Source organism: Kribbella sp. CA-294648 (assembly GCF_050943845.1).
Lineage (GTDB): Bacteria > Actinomycetota > Actinomycetes > Propionibacteriales > Kribbellaceae > Kribbella.
The window spans coordinates 8,210,507-8,226,506 of the sequence record NZ_CP191981.1 but is presented as its reverse complement, the minus strand read 5'-3'; the positions used below and the strand labels follow the sequence as shown (position 1 = coordinate 8,226,506).

17 protein-coding genes and 11 tRNA genes are annotated in these 16,000 nt (G+C 67.2%); 10 read left to right on the top strand and 18 right to left on the bottom strand.

The window, feature by feature from the left end:
* Nucleotides 1-9 precede the first annotated feature (9 nt).
* The 6 genes from ACQPYM_RS39275 to ACQPYM_RS39250 are packed head-to-tail and all read left to right on the top strand — an operon-like array spanning nt 10 to nt 7,824.
* Entirely contained in the window at nt 10-900 is an 891-nt protein-coding gene (locus ACQPYM_RS39275) for a fumarylacetoacetate hydrolase family protein (protein WP_433011520.1), read from the top strand.
* Entirely contained in the window at nt 897-2,351 is a 1,455-nt protein-coding gene (locus ACQPYM_RS39270) for an aldehyde dehydrogenase (NADP(+)) (protein WP_433011517.1), read from the top strand. Before ACQPYM_RS39275 ends, ACQPYM_RS39270 begins: the two co-directional genes overlap by 4 nt.
* A gap of 37 nt (nt 2,352-2,388) precedes the next feature.
* Nucleotides 2,389-4,263: an IlvD/Edd family dehydratase gene (locus ACQPYM_RS39265; RefSeq protein WP_433011514.1), complete on the top strand. Its 1,875-nt coding sequence runs from the start codon at nt 2,389-2,391 to the stop codon at nt 4,261-4,263.
* Entirely contained in the window at nt 4,263-5,570 is a 1,308-nt protein-coding gene (locus ACQPYM_RS39260; protein ID WP_433011511.1) for a DUF2088 domain-containing protein, read from the top strand. The genes ACQPYM_RS39265 and ACQPYM_RS39260 overlap by 1 nt, the downstream gene beginning before the upstream one ends.
* Nucleotides 5,567-6,442 (top strand): hypothetical protein, encoded by an 876-nt coding sequence (locus tag ACQPYM_RS39255; RefSeq protein ID WP_433011508.1) that lies wholly within the window; start codon nt 5,567-5,569, stop codon nt 6,440-6,442. The genes ACQPYM_RS39260 and ACQPYM_RS39255 overlap by 4 nt, the downstream gene beginning before the upstream one ends.
* The gene (locus tag ACQPYM_RS39250; RefSeq protein ID WP_433011505.1) at nt 6,439-7,824 is read left to right on the top strand and encodes an FAD-binding oxidoreductase; all 1,386 of its coding nucleotides are present in this window, start codon (nt 6,439-6,441) and stop codon (nt 7,822-7,824) included. The genes ACQPYM_RS39255 and ACQPYM_RS39250 overlap by 4 nt, the downstream gene beginning before the upstream one ends.
* 161 nt (nt 7,825-7,985) lie before the next feature.
* On the opposite strand, the gene ACQPYM_RS39245 is transcribed toward ACQPYM_RS39250, so the two are convergent.
* The 4 genes from ACQPYM_RS39245 to ACQPYM_RS39230 all read right to left on the bottom strand — a co-directional run bounded on the left by ACQPYM_RS39245 (nt 7,986) and on the right by ACQPYM_RS39230 (nt 8,475).
* Complete coding sequence (locus tag ACQPYM_RS39245; protein WP_433011502.1) at nt 7,986-8,183, bottom strand: hypothetical protein; 198 nt, start codon at nt 8,181-8,183, stop codon at nt 7,986-7,988.
* Nucleotides 8,184-8,219: 36 nt separating this feature from the next.
* A tRNA-Tyr gene (locus ACQPYM_RS39240) sits at nt 8,220-8,302 on the bottom strand.
* A gap of 12 nt (nt 8,303-8,314) precedes the next feature.
* Nucleotides 8,315-8,390 (bottom strand) — tRNA-Glu (locus ACQPYM_RS39235).
* A gap of 12 nt (nt 8,391-8,402) precedes the next feature.
* Nucleotides 8,403-8,475, bottom strand: a tRNA-Glu gene (locus tag ACQPYM_RS39230).
* Nucleotides 8,476-8,598: 123 nt separating this feature from the next.
* On the opposite strand from ACQPYM_RS39230, the gene ACQPYM_RS39225 reads away from it, so the two are divergent.
* Together ACQPYM_RS39225 and ACQPYM_RS39220 are read left to right on the top strand one after the other, a co-directional pair.
* Complete coding sequence (locus ACQPYM_RS39225; protein ID WP_433011499.1) at nt 8,599-9,405, top strand: MBL fold metallo-hydrolase; 807 nt, start codon at nt 8,599-8,601, stop codon at nt 9,403-9,405.
* Between the two features lie 157 nt (nt 9,406-9,562).
* A complete protein-coding gene (locus ACQPYM_RS39220) occupies nt 9,563-10,111 on the top strand; it encodes a PH domain-containing protein (RefSeq protein WP_433011496.1) in 549 nt (182 codons plus the stop codon).
* Between the two features lie 12 nt (nt 10,112-10,123).
* Here the strand turns inward: ACQPYM_RS39220 and ACQPYM_RS39215 are convergent.
* The 10 genes from ACQPYM_RS39215 to ACQPYM_RS39170 all read right to left on the bottom strand — a co-directional run bounded on the left by ACQPYM_RS39215 (nt 10,124) and on the right by ACQPYM_RS39170 (nt 13,155).
* Nucleotides 10,124-10,213, bottom strand: a tRNA-Ser gene (locus ACQPYM_RS39215).
* Nucleotides 10,214-10,331: 118 nt separating this feature from the next.
* Nucleotides 10,332-11,525: an RtcB family protein gene (locus ACQPYM_RS39210; RefSeq protein ID WP_433011493.1), complete on the bottom strand. Its 1,194-nt coding sequence runs from the start codon at nt 11,523-11,525 to the stop codon at nt 10,332-10,334.
* Between the two features lie 27 nt (nt 11,526-11,552).
* A tRNA-Ser gene (locus tag ACQPYM_RS39205) sits at nt 11,553-11,645 on the bottom strand.
* 136 nt (nt 11,646-11,781) lie between these two features.
* Nucleotides 11,782-11,854, bottom strand: a tRNA-Gln gene (locus ACQPYM_RS39200).
* Between the two features lie 31 nt (nt 11,855-11,885).
* Complete coding sequence (locus ACQPYM_RS39195; protein WP_433011490.1) at nt 11,886-12,332, bottom strand: HNH endonuclease; 447 nt, start codon at nt 12,330-12,332, stop codon at nt 11,886-11,888.
* A gap of 61 nt (nt 12,333-12,393) precedes the next feature.
* A tRNA-Leu gene (locus tag ACQPYM_RS39190) sits at nt 12,394-12,467 on the bottom strand.
* A gap of 10 nt (nt 12,468-12,477) precedes the next feature.
* Nucleotides 12,478-12,551, bottom strand: a tRNA-Arg gene (locus ACQPYM_RS39185).
* Nucleotides 12,552-12,702: 151 nt separating this feature from the next.
* Nucleotides 12,703-12,778 (bottom strand) — tRNA-Pro (locus tag ACQPYM_RS39180).
* A 91-nt stretch (nt 12,779-12,869) separates the two neighbouring features.
* A tRNA-Trp gene (locus tag ACQPYM_RS39175) sits at nt 12,870-12,938 on the bottom strand.
* Between the two features lie 73 nt (nt 12,939-13,011).
* Nucleotides 13,012-13,155 carry a hypothetical protein gene (locus ACQPYM_RS39170; RefSeq protein WP_433011487.1) on the bottom strand — a complete coding sequence of 48 codons (144 nt, stop codon included), beginning with the start codon at nt 13,153-13,155 and terminating at the stop codon, nt 13,012-13,014.
* Between the two features lie 178 nt (nt 13,156-13,333).
* Here ACQPYM_RS39170 and ACQPYM_RS39165 point away from each other — a divergent pair, with 178 nt between their 5' ends.
* Nucleotides 13,334-13,729: an NUDIX hydrolase gene (locus tag ACQPYM_RS39165; RefSeq protein WP_433011484.1), complete on the top strand. Its 396-nt coding sequence runs from the start codon at nt 13,334-13,336 to the stop codon at nt 13,727-13,729.
* A 114-nt stretch (nt 13,730-13,843) separates the two neighbouring features.
* A tRNA-Thr gene (locus tag ACQPYM_RS39160) sits at nt 13,844-13,919 on the top strand.
* A 76-nt stretch (nt 13,920-13,995) separates the two neighbouring features.
* Here ACQPYM_RS39160 and ACQPYM_RS39155 read toward each other — a convergent pair.
* The 4 genes from ACQPYM_RS39155 to ACQPYM_RS39140 form a co-directional block, all read right to left on the bottom strand.
* On the bottom strand, nt 13,996-14,244 hold the full coding sequence (locus ACQPYM_RS39155) for a helix-turn-helix domain-containing protein (RefSeq protein ID WP_433011481.1): 249 nt from the start codon (nt 14,242-14,244) through the stop codon (nt 13,996-13,998).
* Nucleotides 14,245-14,259: 15 nt separating this feature from the next.
* Nucleotides 14,260-14,457 carry a hypothetical protein gene (locus ACQPYM_RS39150; protein ID WP_433011478.1) on the bottom strand — a complete coding sequence of 66 codons (198 nt, stop codon included), beginning with the start codon at nt 14,455-14,457 and terminating at the stop codon, nt 14,260-14,262.
* 162 nt (nt 14,458-14,619) lie between these two features.
* Nucleotides 14,620-14,796, bottom strand: a complete 177-nt coding sequence (locus ACQPYM_RS39145) for a hypothetical protein (protein ID WP_433011475.1) — start codon at nt 14,794-14,796, stop codon at nt 14,620-14,622.
* 435 nt (nt 14,797-15,231) lie between these two features.
* A complete protein-coding gene (locus ACQPYM_RS39140) occupies nt 15,232-15,711 on the bottom strand; it encodes an SRPBCC domain-containing protein (RefSeq protein WP_433011472.1) in 480 nt (159 codons plus the stop codon).
* Nucleotides 15,712-16,000: the final 289 nt, after the last annotated feature.

The following is a 16,000-nucleotide window of genomic DNA, read 5'->3' as shown; positions in this document are numbered from 1 at the left end:
TGGAACCACATGCACTTGGTCCGGTACCTACTCCCGGGACAGCGACCCCAGGTCGGTGTCCGAACCGGTGACACGGTGGCACCGGTCAGCGAGGTCGCCACCATGGCGGAGCTCCTGCGCCTGAGCGCGGAGGAGTTACGCAAGGCGACCGCCCGACGCGGGGACGGCGTACCGGTGGCTGAGGTGACCCTGCTGCCGCCGCTCGACGGGCGTGGTGAGGTGTGGTGCGCCGGCGTCACGTACGAGCGGTCGCGTGGCGCGCGGATGGAGGAGAGCACCGAGCAGTCCGTCTACGACCGCGTGTACTCCGCGCCGCGTCCTGAGCTGTTCCCCAAGTCGCCCGCGTGGCGGCTCGTCACCGACGGCGAGCAGATCGGCATCCGCGAGGACTCCGGCCACGACGTACCGGAACCCGAGCTCGCCATCGTCGCGAACAGCCGCGGCGAGATCGTCGGCTTCACCATCTGCAACGACGTCAGCTCCCGCTCGATCGAGGGCGAGAACCCGCTCTACATCCCGCAGGCCAAGGTGTTCGCCGGCGGTTGCGCGCTGGCGACCGGGATCCGCCCCGCCTGGGAGGTCGCGGACCCCAAGAACCTCACCATCGACCTCACGATCCGGCGTGACGGTGCGGACGTGTTCACCGGTACGACGTCGACCAAGCAGCTGATCCGTGAGTTGCAGGACCTGATCGACGTGCTGTTCGCGGGCAACGACTTCCCCGACGGTGTCGTGCTCGCGACCGGCACCGGGATCGTGCCCGAACTGGACTTCGCGTTACGCGCCGGCGACGAGGTGGCGATCTCGATCAGCGAGGTCGGAACGCTGACGAATACGGTGGCAGTAGGCCGGGAACCTTTCGCCTTCCTGGCAGCACAGAACCTGGAGGAGATCCGATGACCCCCGATACCACTCCCGCCGAGCTCGAGCAGGCTCTCAGCGACGCGGCGGAGGCCGCCAAGCCGCTCGCCGCCTCCGAGCCCGCAGTACGGGCCGGGTGGATCCGTGCGGTGGCCGATGCGCTGGATGCCGCTGCCGACGAGCTGGTACCGATCGCGATGCGTGAGTCGTCGTTGCCCGAGGCCCGGTTGCGCGGAGAGGTTGCCCGCAGCAGCGGTCAGCTGCGGCTGTTCGCCGACGCGCTTGCCGAGGGGTCGCTGCTCGACATCATCATCGACACCGCGGACCCGCAGGCCAAGCCGGTACCGCGGCCGGATCTCCGTCGCGTGCTAGTCCCGCTCGGGCCGGTGCTGGTGTTTGCTGCCAGCAACTTCCCGTTCGCGTTCAGTGTCTGCGGCGGCGACACCGCGTCCGCGCTCGCGGCGGGCTGCCCGGTGGTCGTCAAGGCCCACCCGGGTCACCCGGAGCTGTCGGTGCGGACCGCTGAGGTGATGATCGAGGCGCTGCGAGCCGCTGGTGCGCCTGCTGGCACGCTCGGCCTGATCCAGGGCTACGACGTCGGCGTGACCGCGTTGAAGGACCCGCGGATCACTGCGGCCGGGTTCACCGGGTCGGTACCGGCCGGGAAGGCATTGCACGAGATCGCGGTGACGCGCCCGGAGCCGATCCCGTTCTACGGTGAGCTCGGCAGCCTCAACCCGGTCTTCGTCACCCAGGCGGCTGTCCATGCGCGGGGCGATGAGCTCGCGACCGGTTATGTCGGGTCGTTCACGCTCGGTGTCGGCCAGTTCTGCACCAAGCCGGGTCTGCTCTTCCTGCCGGCCGGACACGGGCTCGAGGAGAAGTTGGCGGAGGCAACCGGTCAGGTCGCCCAGGCGCCGATGCTGAACGACCGGATCGCGTCGGGCTTCTCGTCCGGCCTCGACCGGCTCCGCAAGGTCGACGGTCTGCGGGTGATCAGTGACGGCGGCGCGACGCTGCTCAGTACGACGGTCGCCGAGTTGCTGGAGCGTCGCGAGGAGATCCTGGAGGAGTGCTTCGGCCCGGTGTCGATCGTCGTCGAGTACTCGTCGATCGAGGAGCTGACGGCGGCGGTCGAGGCGTTCGAGGGCAACCTCACGGCCACGCTGCACGGCGAGGAGTCGGTGGACACCGAGCTTGCCCGCACGCTCCTCCCCAAGCTGACCGAGCGCGCCGGCCGGGTCCTGTGGAACGGCTGGCCGACCGGTGTCGCCGTCTCCTGGGCCCAGCACCACGGCGGCCCGTTCCCGTCGACGGTCGGCTCGATCCACACCAGCGTCGGCGTCACCGCGGCCCGCCGCTTCCAGCGCCCGGTCGCGTACCAAGACCTCCCGGACACCGTTCTCCCCGAGGTACTCCGCAACGCCAACCCAGCCGGCATCCCCCGCCGCATCAACGGAACCGTCACCACCACCGACGTCCCCCAATGACCACCCCGCCGGCCCACACCACCGCGGAGGCTCCTCGATGACCGACAAACCGAACGACCCCGACTTCCCCGCAGTAGCCGACCCCGACGACCCCACGCCGACCACCCCAGCAGTTTCGGGTGACGCTGGTGGTGAGCCGACGCCGGAGAAGACCGGCCGCCCGGCAGATTCTCCACCGAGTACCGCCGGCGGTAAAACAGGTCGGCGGAGTTTCGACCACTGGTTCGGGGAGAAGGATCGGAACGGGTTCATCCACCGGTCGTGGATGCGGGCTCAGGGGTTCTCCGACGAGGTGTTCGACGGCCGTCCCGTGATCGGGATCTGCAACACCTGGTCCGAGTTGACGCCGTGCAACGCGCACCTGCGCCGCCTGGCCGAGTCGGTCAAGCGGGGTGTCTGGCAGGCCGGCGGGTTCCCGTTGGAGTTCCCGGTGATGTCGCTCGGCGAGACGATGCTGCGCCCGACCGCAATGCTCTTCCGCAACCTGCTCAGCATGGACGTCGAGGAGTCCCTCCGTGGCAACCCGATCGACGGCACCATCCTGCTGACCGGCTGCGACAAGACCACTCCGGGATCGATCATGGGTGCGGCGAGTGTCGACCTCCCGACGCTCGTCGTCACCGGCGGCCCGATGCTGAACGGCAAGTTCCGCGGCTGCGACATCGGCTCCGGTACTGCGGTCTGGCGGTTCACCCAGGACGTCAACGCCGGCCGGATGACGCAGGAGGACTACGCCGCCGCCGAGTCGGGCATGTCCCGCAGCAACGGCCACTGCATGACGATGGGTACGGCGTCCACGATGGCCTGCATGGCCGAAGCGCTCGGCCTCCAGCTGACCGGCTCGGCCGCGATCCCCGCCGTCGACTCCCGTCGCTACGCCATCGCCCAGCAGGCCGGCCAGCGCATCGTCCAGATGGTCGAGGAAGACCTCAAGCCGAGCGACATCCTGACCCGCGACGCGTTCGCGAACGCAGTACGGGCGAACGCCGCGATCGGCGGCTCCACCAACGCCGTCATCCACCTGCTCGCGATCGCCGGCCGGGTTGGCGTCGACCTGACGCTGGACGACATGGATGAGTGGGCCCGCGGCGTACCGTGGCTGGTCGACCTGCAGCCGTCGGGCAAATACCTGATGGAGGATTTCTACTACGCCGGCGGCCTGCCCGCGGTGATGCGCGAGATCCTCCCGCTCCTGAAGGCCGACGCGATCACCGTGACCGGCAAGACGATCGGTGAGAACGTCGCCAACACCGAGCGAACTGTCGACACCGACGTGATCCGTGCCGTCGGCAACCCGCTCGGCAGCGGCGCCGGAACCGCAGTACTGAAAGGGAATCTCGCCCCAGACGGTGCCGTGGTCAAGCAATCCGCGGCGTCCGAGAGATTGTTGCAGCATCGCGGTAAGGCACTGGTCTTCAGCAGCATCGAGGAGTACGACCTGGCCGTCGACGACCCGGATCTCGAGGTCGACGCCGACACCGTGCTCGTCCTCCAGAACGCCGGCCCGCGCGGCTATCCGGGCATGCCCGAGGTCGGCAACATGACGATCCCGCGCAAGCTCGCCGAGCAAGGCGTCGAGGACATGGTTCGCATCTCGGACGCCCGCATGAGCGGTACGGCGTACGGGACCGTGGTCCTGCACGTCGCTCCCGAGGCGGCCGTCGGCGGACCACTCGCACTCGTCCGGACCGGCGACTGGATCGAGTTGGACGTCCCGGCGCGCACCTTGCACCTGGACGTCCCCGAGGAGGAGTTGGCCAAGCGCCGCGCGGACTGGCAGCCGCCACCCGCACCGACCGATCGCGGCTGGGCCCGCCTGTACGTCGACCACGTCACCCAGGCCAACCTCGGGTGCGACCTCGACTTCCTCGTCGGTCGCACCGGCTCGGCCGTAGCCCGCCAGAGCCACTGATGTCCTGGGGCCCGTTCGAGGCGATCCGCGGCCTGCGGCCGGCCGGCGTACTCCCGCAGCTCACGCCGGTCCGCCGCCTACTTCCCGACGTCCCCACCGAAGCCGACCCGTACTCCGCTGCGCAGGCCGCGCTGGCTCCGTTGGCGGGGTCGATCAGGCCGCGAGCCCGGATCGCGGTGACCGCGGGGAGCCGGGGTATCCACGACTTGGTGACGGTCGTCCGGGCCGCGGTCGACTGGTTGCGTGCGGCCGGCGCCGAGCCGTTCGTCGTACCGGCGATGGGCTCGCACGGCGGCGCGACCGCGGACGGGCAGCGCGAGATGCTGGCGGGTCTCGGGGTGACGCCCGAGACCGTCGGCTGCCCGATCGAGGCGACGATGGAAACGGTCGTCCTGGGCCGATTGGAGGACGGGACTCCGGTTCACCACGACGCGCTGGCGGCCGCGGCGGATGGCGTGTTGCTGATCAATCGGGTGAAGCCGCACACGGACTTCCACGGTCCGGTCGAGAGTGGGCTGGGCAAGATCCTGGCGATCGGCCTGGGCAACCATCAGGGCGCGGCCGCCCTGCATGCGGGCGGAATCCCGGCGCTCGGGTCCGCGATCGAGTCGGCGGCTCACCTGGTGGTTGCCACCGGCAAGATCCTCGGCGGACTCGCGATCATCGAGAACGCCTACGAGCAAACAGCATCGGTCGAGCTGGTGGTTGCCGACGGCATCGCCGGTCCGGCGGAGCACGCGCTCTTGCAACTGGCCGGAAGTCTGATGGCACGGTTGCCGTTCGACTCGCTCGACGTGCTCGTGGTGGACGAGATGGGCAAGGACAAGTCGGGCACCGGGATGGACACGAACGTGATCGGGCGGTGCTGGGTGCACGGCATCCCCGAGTTCGAGTCGCCGTCGATCGCGGCGATCAGCGTGCACCGGTTGTCGGCGGCGTCGCACGGCAACGCGTCTGGGCTCGGGCTTGCCGACGTGATCCCGGCCTCGATGCTTGACCAGATCGACCTGAAGACCAGCTATGTGAACGCGCTGACCTCGGGCGCCGGGGGAGCGCGGAGGTCGCGGCTGCCGATGGTGCTGGAGGACGACGCGGCCGCAGTACTGGCCGCGGTGACGATGAGTGGGCGACGGGACTGGAGTGAGCTGCGGCTGGCGCGGATCGCCGATACGTTGTCGCCGAACGAGCTGCTGGTGTCGCCCGCCCTGCTGGACGAGGTGGCCGAACGGTTCGACCTGGAGATCACCGGGACCGCGCGGGACCTGATCGACGCGACCGGATCGCTGACTGGCTGGGGAGAAGGATGAACCTGCGGGAAGCCCACGCACTGCTGGCCGATCGCGGCCTGGTCACACCGGCCCAGGACTTCACCTCGACGCGGCGGTTCGGCGACGGAGCGCAGTACAAGGTGGAGATCCCGAGTTGCGAGGGGCCCGCGGTGATGCGGACCGTGCTCGACGAGGCGACGGCTCGCGGGGTCACGATTCACCGGGTCTCGCAGGGCAGTGGCGTGATGATGCTGACCGACGACGAGATCGACGAGATGCTCACTCTCGGGGCCACTCATGACGTCGAGGTTTGTCTCTTCCTCGGTCCGCGCGGCGCTTGGGACACGGGTGGTCAGGCGAAGGTTTCGGCGGCTGTCGGTGGAGTTGCTCGCGGTAACGACATGGTTGCCGCGTCGCTGTGTGATGCGTACCGTGCGGTGGAGCTCGGCGTTCGCAGTCTGCTGGTCGGCGACCTCGGCGTACTGGAGTTGCTCGGGCTGTTGAAGAAGGAAGGCGAGCTGCCTGCTGATCTGGTGCTGAAGACGTCCGTCCTGATGCCGTTGCCCAATGCATCGACTGCCGCGCTCTATGAGCGGCTCGGCGCAACGAGTCTGAACGTGTCGACCGATCTCCCGATCAGCGTTCTGGCCGAGATCCGTTCGGTGACGAGTGTCCCGATCGACATGTACATCGAGGTACCGGATGATCAGGGCGGGCACGTGCGGTTCTACGACGTACCGGACGTGGTGCGGGTGGCGGCGCCGGTCTATCTGAAGATGGGGCTGCGGAACGCGCCGAACATCTATCCGGCCGGCGAACACCTGGCCGCGACGGCCGAGGCGCTCGGGCGTGAGCGGGTCCGCCGGGCCGAGCTGATCCTGCGCCTGCTGGCTGAGCAGGACGATTCATGAGTGCTTTGCTGATCGACCGGTTGCGTGCCTCGCTGGGGGAGAAGGCGGTTGTCACCGATCCCGACGTACTGGACAGCCATCGCAATGACCACGCGAGCTTCTGCGTGGCCGGAGTACCGCTCGTGCTGGTGCGTCCGTCGTCCACCGCCGAGGTGCAGGAGGTGGTGCGCGCGGCAGGGGAGTACGGCGTACCGGTGGTGACTCAGGGCGCGCGGACCGGGTTGTCCGGTGCCGCCAACGCGATCGATGGGTGTCTGCTGTTGTCGACCTCCCGGCTGAACCGGATCCTCGAGATCTCGGCGGAGGACCAGGTCGCGGTCGTCCAGCCGGGTGTGGTGAACTCCGACCTGTCGCGGGCCGTGCTGGAGCAAGGGTTGTTCTATCCGCCGGATCCGTCGTCGTGGGAGATGTCCACGATCGGCGGGAACATCGCCACCAATGCGGGCGGGTTGTGTTGCGTGAAGTACGGCGTGACGGCTGACTTCGTGCGCGGGCTCGAAGTGGTGCTCGCGTCCGGTCAGGTCGTGCGGACCGGGCGACGGTCGGTGAAGGGCGTCGCGGGGTACGACCTGACGCGGTTGATGGTCGGCTCGGAGGGCACGCTGGGCATCGTCACCGAGGCGACACTCGCGCTGCGACCTACTCCTGAGGCCGCCCTGACCGCGGCTGCGACGTTCCTTTCCATCGAAGCCGGGATCGCCGCTGCGGCCGCGGTAATGGCCTCCGGACTGCGGCCTTCGCTGCTGGAGTTTCTCGACGGTCCGACCGCTCGGGCGATCCAGAACTACCGCGACATGGGACTGCCCGCGGATGTTGGCTCGCTGCTGATCGCGCAGTCCGATCGCGGTCCGCGGGCTGCTGAGGACGTGGCTGAGATCGCCCGTATCTGCACGGAGTTCGGCGCTGCCGAGGTGGCCGTGGCCTCCGATGCGGAGGAGTCCCGGATGCTGCTGGAGGCCCGGCGTCTGGTGAACGCCGCGCTGGAGCCGCTGGGCGTGACGCTCGTGGACGACGTCGCAGTACCGCGCAGCAAGCTGGTCGCGTTGCTCGACGGGGTTGCCGAGATCGGCGCGAAGTACGACGTCCTGATCTGTTGCCCTGGGCATGTAGGTGACGGCAACATGCACCCGACAGTCGTCTTCGACCGCGACGACCCAGCCGCCGAAGCCCGCGCCCTGGAGGCCTTCGGCGCAGTGATGGAACTAGGCCTGGCCCTCGGCGGCACCATCACCGGCGAACACGGCATCGGAACGTTGAAAGCCCGCTGGCTCGAACGAGAACTCGGCCCCGTCAGCCTCGACCTCCACCGAAAGCTCAAACAAGTCTTCGACCCAACCAACCTCCTCAACCCGGGGAAGGTCCTCCTCCCCAATGCCGATTGAGCTCGGGCCCGGCCTGACTCTGCCCGGCCTGACTCTGTTGGGCTGACCGTCTCCCTGCCTGGAGTCGAACCAGGGACCCGGCCTTCGGAGGGCCGGGCGTGCATCCGTCACCAGAGAGCTTTCCGGGTACGCCCGCCGGCTCGGCGTACCCGGAAGGGTTCTTACTCCTCGACTGAGACGACCTGCACCCAGTCGGAGCAGTCGCCTTCACACCAGACGCGATCGCCCGCACGAGCGATCCGATCCCGCTGCACCTGCCCACAGGCAAGCCGCACCCGCCGCAGGGCATGCCCCTGCCGGACCGGAGCACCGGTCCTACCGCCAGGAACCTTCTTCCGCTTGTTTCTGAGATCGGCCATGGCCGGTCCTCCTCTCACTGGCTGACGTGGATGAAGTGCAGGAGACAGGATTCGAACCTGCTCAGCGCAAAGCAACGGGGTTACAACCCGCCCCACCTCTCCCACGATGGCGCTCCTGCTCGATGGTCTTGCAGCGCAGGCGGGACTCGAACCCGCAAACGACCCGCGGTGAAAGCGCGGCGACTCTTCCCATTCGTCCACTGCGCCTCTGGACTGCGTAACCCCGTACCGGATTCGAACCGGCGACCTCCCGGCTGAGAACCGGGCGTCCTACCCACTAGACCAACGGGGCTTGTTGGGTGCTGTGTGCGATCCGGCGCACCGTAGGCCTCCGGACACGTTCGGTGGTTGAGATCTCCCGGGGCTTGACTCGTTGCCCTAGGCAGGCACACCATCCGAAAGAAGGGGGAGAATCATGGAAATCCATCGGATCGGACGCGACGCAGTTGTTCTGAACGACCAGCTCGAGGTGCCGGGAATCGGCTTTCTGGCGGTCAACGCCTATGTCCTGAAGGCGACCGAGCCGGTGGTCGTCGACACCGGGTTGAGCCTCCCGGACCGGAACTTCGTGGAAACGCTCGGATCCGTCATCGATCCGGCCGACGTGCGCTGGATCTGGCTGACGCACCCGGACCGCGACCACACCGGCGGGCTCTTCGACCTGCTCGAGGCCGCTCCACAGGCGCGGGTGATCACGACGTACGTCGGCGCCGGCATCCTCTCGACCCAGCGACCGTTGCCGTTGGACCGGGTCTACCTGCTCAACCCCGGCCAGTCACTGGACGTCGGCGACCGCACACTCACCGGCTTCCGCCCGCCGCTGTACGACAGTCCCGCGACCGTCGGCTTCTACGACGACCGATCGAAGGTCTGCTTCAGCTCCGACTGCTTCGGCGCCCCGATGCCGACCAGCGAACTTGCCGGCGGCAACGAGGTCAGAGACGTACCGCGCGACGCACTCCGCGCCGGTCAGTTGCTCTGGGCAACCCTGGACAGCCCGTGGGTACACAACGTGGACCAGACGAAGTTCCTAGGCACCGCCGAACCCATCCGTGCCATGGACCCGGATGTCATCCTCAGCACCCACCTCCCACCGGCTGCCGGCCAACTCGCAGAGTTCCTGGACATGCTCGCCACGGCCCCCACCTCCGACCCATTCATCGGCCCCGACCAACGCGCCCTGGAAGAAATGCTAGCCAGCTTCGAACCCACCAGCGCGTAGGACGCCAGCACTAGCTGGCTTGCCTATGGCTACTAACCGGTAGAATCAGGTTAGGTGCAGCCTGTTCGCCGAGGATCGTTCCCGGTGGATCATTCGATCAGACAGGCGATGCTTGGGCTGTAGCTGCCGCAGGGATCTGGGTCTACGCTCGGCTGGTATGGGCGATGAGCTGAGAGCGGACATTCAGGCTGCCGTGTCCAAGATGAGCTCCAAGGTTGGCAGTAGGCGCGAAATCAAGAAACTCCCTGAGTACCTTTGGGAGGGTGAACGCGTAGACATGATCACCAGCGGCACCTACGGCGCTGGCACCGGTATCGTCGTCCTGACCGACCGGCGACTGTTCTTCCTCAAAGACGGCGTCATGTCCAAAACGTCGGAAGACTTTCCGCTGGGCAAGATCAGCTCCGTGCAGTGGTCCAGTGGGATGCTGCTCGGCAAGATCATTGTCTTTGCCTCGGGCAACAAGGCTGAGATTCTCAACGTCCAGAAGGCAGACGGCAAAGCGATCACGGACGCCGTACGCGCCAGACTCTCGCAGGATTCGCCGCCCGAGGCTGCTCCCGAGCACCCACCAACTTCACCAGCCAGCGACGCCCAGCCGGACGTCTACGAGCAACTAGCCAAGTTGGGCGACCTCAGGAACGCAGGCGTGCTCACAGACGAAGAGTTCGAGAAGAAGAAGGCAGAACTCCTCAGCCGGATCTGACTACGCTTTCAGCGGTGAGGGCGAGATTCGAACTCGCGGACCAGCCAGCGGCCGATCGACGGTGTAGCAAACCGCTGCCCCTGCCATCAGGCGGACCTCACCCCGGCCCGGCCGCCGTGCCCCCACGACGGCCAGGCTCTCCATTGCCCCCGGCGACTCCGGCGGCAGGTTTCCGGCGTACTGTCGCGTCCCCTGAGCGCGGCAGTACGCCGTACGTGCGTCAACCCTTGACGCAGATGACCTGCTTGAGGTGGGCGACTACCTCGACCAGGTCGGACTGGGCGGCGATGACCGAGTCGATGTCCTTGTACGCCGCCGGCAGTTCGTCCAGGACGCCGGCGTCCTTGCGGGACTCGACCCCGGCGGTCTGGGCGATCAGGTCGTCGACCGTGTAGCGGCGCTTCGCCTCGTTGCGGCTCATCCGCCGGCCTGCCCCGTGTGAGGCCGAGTAGAAGGACTGCTCCGAGCCGAGCCCGCGGACGACGTACGAGCCGGTCCCCATCGATCCCGGGATCAGCCCGAGGTCACCGGCGCCCGCCCGGATCGCGCCCTTGCGGGTGACCAGCAGGTCGAGGCCGTCGATGGTCTCCTCGGCCACGTAGTTGTGGTGGCACGAGATCGGCTTCTCGAAGGTGATCGGCTGGTCGAACGACTCCCGGACCGCCTGCATCACCAGGGCGAGCATGACCGCGCGGTTCCGCGAGGCGTACTCCTGCGCCCAGGTGAGGTCCTGGCGATACGCGTCCATTTCCGGCGTACCGGCCAGGAAGACCGCGAGGTCGCGATCCGGTAGGTCGGCGTTGTGCGGCAGCGCCTTGGCGATCCGCATGTGCCGCTCCGCCAGCTCCTTGCCGATGTTGCGCGAACCGGAGTGCAGCATCAGCCAGACCCGGTCCTCGTCATCGAGGCAGACCTCGATGAAGTGGTTGCCGCCACCCAGCGAACCCATCTGCTGGTGCGCCTTCTTCTCACGGTCCTGTACGCCGTCGTGCAGGCTGGTGAACGAACCCCAGAACCGGTCCCACCCACGATCCAGCCCGAGCTTCCGCACACTGACCGGATACTCGTGTGCCCGGAAACCGACCGGTACCGCGGCCTCGATCCGCGACCGGATCCCCGCCAGGTCGTCCGGCAGGTCCGAGGCCGTCAGCGACGTGAGCACGCCCTCCATGCCACACCCGATGTCGACGCCGACCGCGGCCGGCGACACCGCCTGGTACATGGCGATCACCGAACCGACGGTCGCGCCCTTGCCCAGGTGCACATCCGGCATCACCCGGACGCCGTACACCCACGGCAGCGCCGCGATGTTCCGCAGCTGCTGTAGCGCCGGCGCTCCCACCTCATGCTCCTGAGCCCACATCAGAGTGGAGCTCTTGGCCCCACTCAGCTCGACGGGGTACTGAACGTTCATCTCCCCACTCCTCCTGTCGTTTGTCGGCGGCAGAGGGAGGTCTCGAACCTCCACACCCCGTTGAGGGACAGACCGTTTTCGAGACGGCTGCCGATAGGCCGAAACTCGGCTTACTCTGCCTGGCTGTGCGTGGAGATCCCGGGTGTCGAACCCGGTGAAGCGACCTTGCAAGGGTCACTCGCGTGCCGACGCGATCCCCGAACTGCGGTGGGCGCCCGCAGTACCGGCGTACTGCGCTGTGAACGCAGTACCCCAGCTGCCAGGGCAGGACTCGAACCTGCGGGACCTCGGGTCAGAACCGAGGGTGGGATTCCGACACCCACCTGGCACCGCTCCGACGCGGCACCGGTGGGTACGACGTCAGAGTGCTAGCTCGGCACGCGAGGGGATCCACGGCTGCCACAGCAGTGGCATCCCGGCTTCCTCGGGCGTGCGGCAGCCCTTCTTCTCGTTGCAGGACGCGTGGGCGGCGACGGCGTTCAGCCACTCGCCGCGCCCGCCACGGGACCGGGGTACGACGTGGTCCATCGTGGTGGCGCCCGTTTGACCGCAGTACGCACAGCGGTACTTGTCACGCTTCAGTACGCCGACGCGCGTGTACTGAAGCCGCCCGGACGCGTAGCGCCACTTGGTCACGACGTACCGGACCAGGCGGAGTACGCGGGGGAAGGGGAAGGGACCGATGCTGGCGCCGTCATGTGCCTCCTCGACGACAGCGACCTCCCGGACGAGCATCCGGATGGCGTGCTGCACCGACACGACGTGTAGCTGCTCATATGAGGCGTTGAGCACGATGACACCGCTCATGCGTGGTACCTCCTCTCCTTCCAGTGTGCCCGACAGGTAGTTGCCGGGTCGGCTTTTCCGGTGCGGCTCCAGGGACTCGAACCCTGAACCTTCTGGTCCTAAGCCAGACGCCTCTCCCAATTGGGCTAGAGCCGCGGGTACTGCGTACGCCCGGCAGGATTCGAACCTGCACCCTCCTGCTTCGTAGACAGGCACTCTCTCCAGTTGAGCCACGGGCGTTCGCCGGCCCTGCGCCGGATCGACTGCGGATTTCCGGCGCAGGGCACGAACGTGGCCGGCAGCGGCTGGGGCCAGATCCTCACCTGACCCGCCTGCCGCCGACCTGGTTTTGGCGCTCGCTCGGCCGGTAGCAGAGCATCCTGCGTGCGCCTGGTCGAGCTGGGGAGATTCGAACTCCCGTTCCCCTCATCCCAAATGAGGTGGCCTGGCCGCTGGCCCACAGCTCGTTCCCCCGGCGCCCACTGTCCGGGCGCCGGGTATTGCAATGGCATATCCAGTTGTCAATTCTTCGAATTGCGGTCCGTGGACAGCAAAAAGCATCGGTGGAAGGAATCGAACCCTCGGAACACGGGTTTGGAATCCGGCTCGCAACCATTGCGCACCGACTCGGTGGTGAAAAACAAAAGAGCCGCCTGATCCGGGCTCTCCCGGCTCTGGCGGCTCCTTCTGATCTGGATGATCAGTCAGAGGGACCGCCGTACGCCGGGCCGAGGCTCGCCGCGAATTGCTGCAGATCGGCGTACAGGTGCACGGATCGCAGGCAAGCAGGCGCGGCGATGCGCTCTTCGCGCCACGCCATCCCGAACTCTTGCTTGCCGGTCACGGTGCTCTCCTAGTCTGTTGGTCCTTGCGGGCATTAGTTTCACCCGCCGACGTTCCCTAAGTCAATGCATTTCTCGAAACTTCTATTCCCCGGCATTTCCGCCGCCCGCGTACGCCGGTACGACGCGCGCCGCCGGCCCACCGGTTCCGCCCTTTCCGCCCGGTGCGAAGATGGCGGAATGATCGACAAGGTGGCCTGGATCGAACGAGCCGACGGCCGTGTGCTCAGCACGAGATCCAAGGGCAAGGACACGTACTACCTCCCCGGCGGCAAACGCGAACCCGGCGAGTCCGACGTCGAGACGCTGGTCCGTGAGATCTCCGAAGAACTGTCCGTCCAACTCGACCCGGCGACCGCAGTACACCTCGGCACCTTCGAGGCCCAGGCCCACGGCCACCCGCCCGGCGTCACCGTCCGTATGACCTGCTACACAGCCCAGTACTCCGGCACCCTCGCCCCCGCCAGCGAGATCGCGGAAATAGTCTGGCTCTCAGCCACCGACACAGCCCGCATCGCCCCCGTCGACCACCTCATCTTCACCCACCTCCAAGCCACCGGCCTCCTCCACCCCTGACCCGCCGCGGCGCTCGAAACCCGGCTCCGGCCTCCGATTCCAGAGCCCGATGCGGTATCCGATTCGGAATCAGCCCGCCCTCCCGCTACACTCTTGCATCGGCCCTCGGGCCACGCCGCCTTAGCTCAGTCGGCAGAGCGTCTCACTCGTAATGAGAAGGTCGTCGGTTCGATTCCGACAGGCGGCTCCACGCAGCGGCACCAAGAAACCCCAGGTCAGAGCACACATGACCCGGGGTTTCGTGATGTCGGCTTGTCTGTGGAGGGTCAACCACCCGAATGACGTAAGACCATGTGTTGCCACGCTTCATCACGCCGTCTTTGAGCTTGCCCATCAGGCGCCCGGTCCAGATCGGCGACGAACTCCATGAGATCGGTGGAACGGATCAGCCGCGAGCTGTCGATCTTGACCGACTTGAGCGTGCCGGACTGGATGAGCTGATAGACCTTCGCCCTGCTGACGCCAAGTGCTTCGGCGACCCCAGGAACGCGGTACAGAAGCTTGATGTCTTGCATGATGTTCCCTCGTGCTCAGGCCGCAGACGCGGCGATGTCAGTTGCCGAATTGGTGTTGCCGGGTGGTGAGGTGCCGTCGCGGGCGCGTTGTTTGGCGTGCTCGTACTCGGTGCGCCAGCGGATGCGTTTGGTGATGGCGTAGGCCATGACTTCCTTGTGCGTCGGTACGTCTTCGTCACCGGTCTTGCCCGTCCATTGGCGAGAGACGAGCACACGCCGGCCACCGACGCCGAGGTGCTGCCGGTCGTGTGCTTTGGAGTCGCAGGCACCGGCGACGGTGTTGCCGTCGGCATCTTTTCGGGGTGATCCCGTAGAGCAGCCAGTTGGCGCAGGTGTGCGAGCAGGGCAGGATCTTGACCTGGTCGTGCAGGCGGATCATGTGGTCGAGTTGGGCGGGGTGGAGCTGTTCGGGGTCGTCGCCGTAGGTTTCCGCGATGGTTTGCCGAGGTACTTGGTGAGGTAGCCGATCGCCTTGCCGACCTTGGAGCGCTTGCCGTTGTCGTCGTCGGCCACGATGCCCTTGTAGTCGAGCTGGGCACCGAACCGGACCACATGTGCGGGCTCGGCGGTTTCGTCGGACCCGCGCGACTAACCGAGCCGGTCAGGGTGGCGGTGAGTCCTTCCCCTGGCCCGTCACCCTGGCCGTTCCACCCCACCTGCCTTGGCGAGAAGGCAACCCCCGAAGAAAGGAGATCCGCCTAGCGATCCGAAGCCAACCCCAGCACGCAGCCGATCGGTGACCATCGCCGGTCGGGCTATGTCACGTCCGCCCGGCTCTGCGTAGTGTGATCCGCCAACAGATCCGCAACATCCTGGTCCGCGGCAATGAGATCCGCAACAGCCTAGAAGCCTGGCGACCACCTGAAGGACCCGGCGAACGCACGGATCTGCCGAGTTGAGGATGTTCCCTGGCGTCGCTGTGTGACAGCCTCCCTGCCCGATCGTAGGAGGCGAGTTACCTCGACGGCCTTGACCACAACTCGTGTGTCAGTGGCCGATCGCCTGCAGGTAGCGGTTGCGGTGCGCCCTGAAGCGGCCTGGGTTCGACGGCAGCGGCCGGCCGCCGAGCACGTAGGACAGATCCTCGAAAATGCAGTGCCACCCTGGCATCAGATTCTCCGGGCGGCAGGTGTCGTCGATCTCGTGGGTGAAGGTGAGCCGGCAACCCGGCGGGCGGTGCTCTAGCTCGAATCGTGCCGTGCTGGTTGGCGCGTCGAAGCTGGTCCAGGTGAATTCCAACAGTCTTGCGGGTTCGATGGCGGTCACCGTCCCTGTGATGCCGTGCTCGGAGTCGTGCAGGTCGACGGTTCCGCCCGCCTCGAGCTCGAGGGTGCCGGCGAAGAACCAGACCGCGCGTTCGGCTGGGTCGGCGAGTGCCGCCCACACCCGGTCGGCCGAGTGGTCGAGGTCGCGGGTGAAGGTCAGGGCGCGGCCGGTCGGTGTGTGGATCAGGATGCCGTCGTTCACGGTCTGTCTCCTTCGGGAGGGTAGGGGTGGGCGTCGAGGTACGACTGCAGGCCGTCCACGCGCTCGGTCCACAGCGGCCTGAATGGCGCCAACCAGTCGGCCACAGCACGCAGCGGTTCCGCCTCGACGCGGTACCACCGCTGCGGTCGTCAACACGCGCGGTGATAAGCCCGGCCTCGCGCAGCACCCGTAGGTGCTTGGACACCGTCGGCTGGCTGGCACCGCTGCCACCACCAGTTGGGTGACGGTCGCCTCACGGGTGCCGATCAGGCCCAGCAGCTGGCGGCGA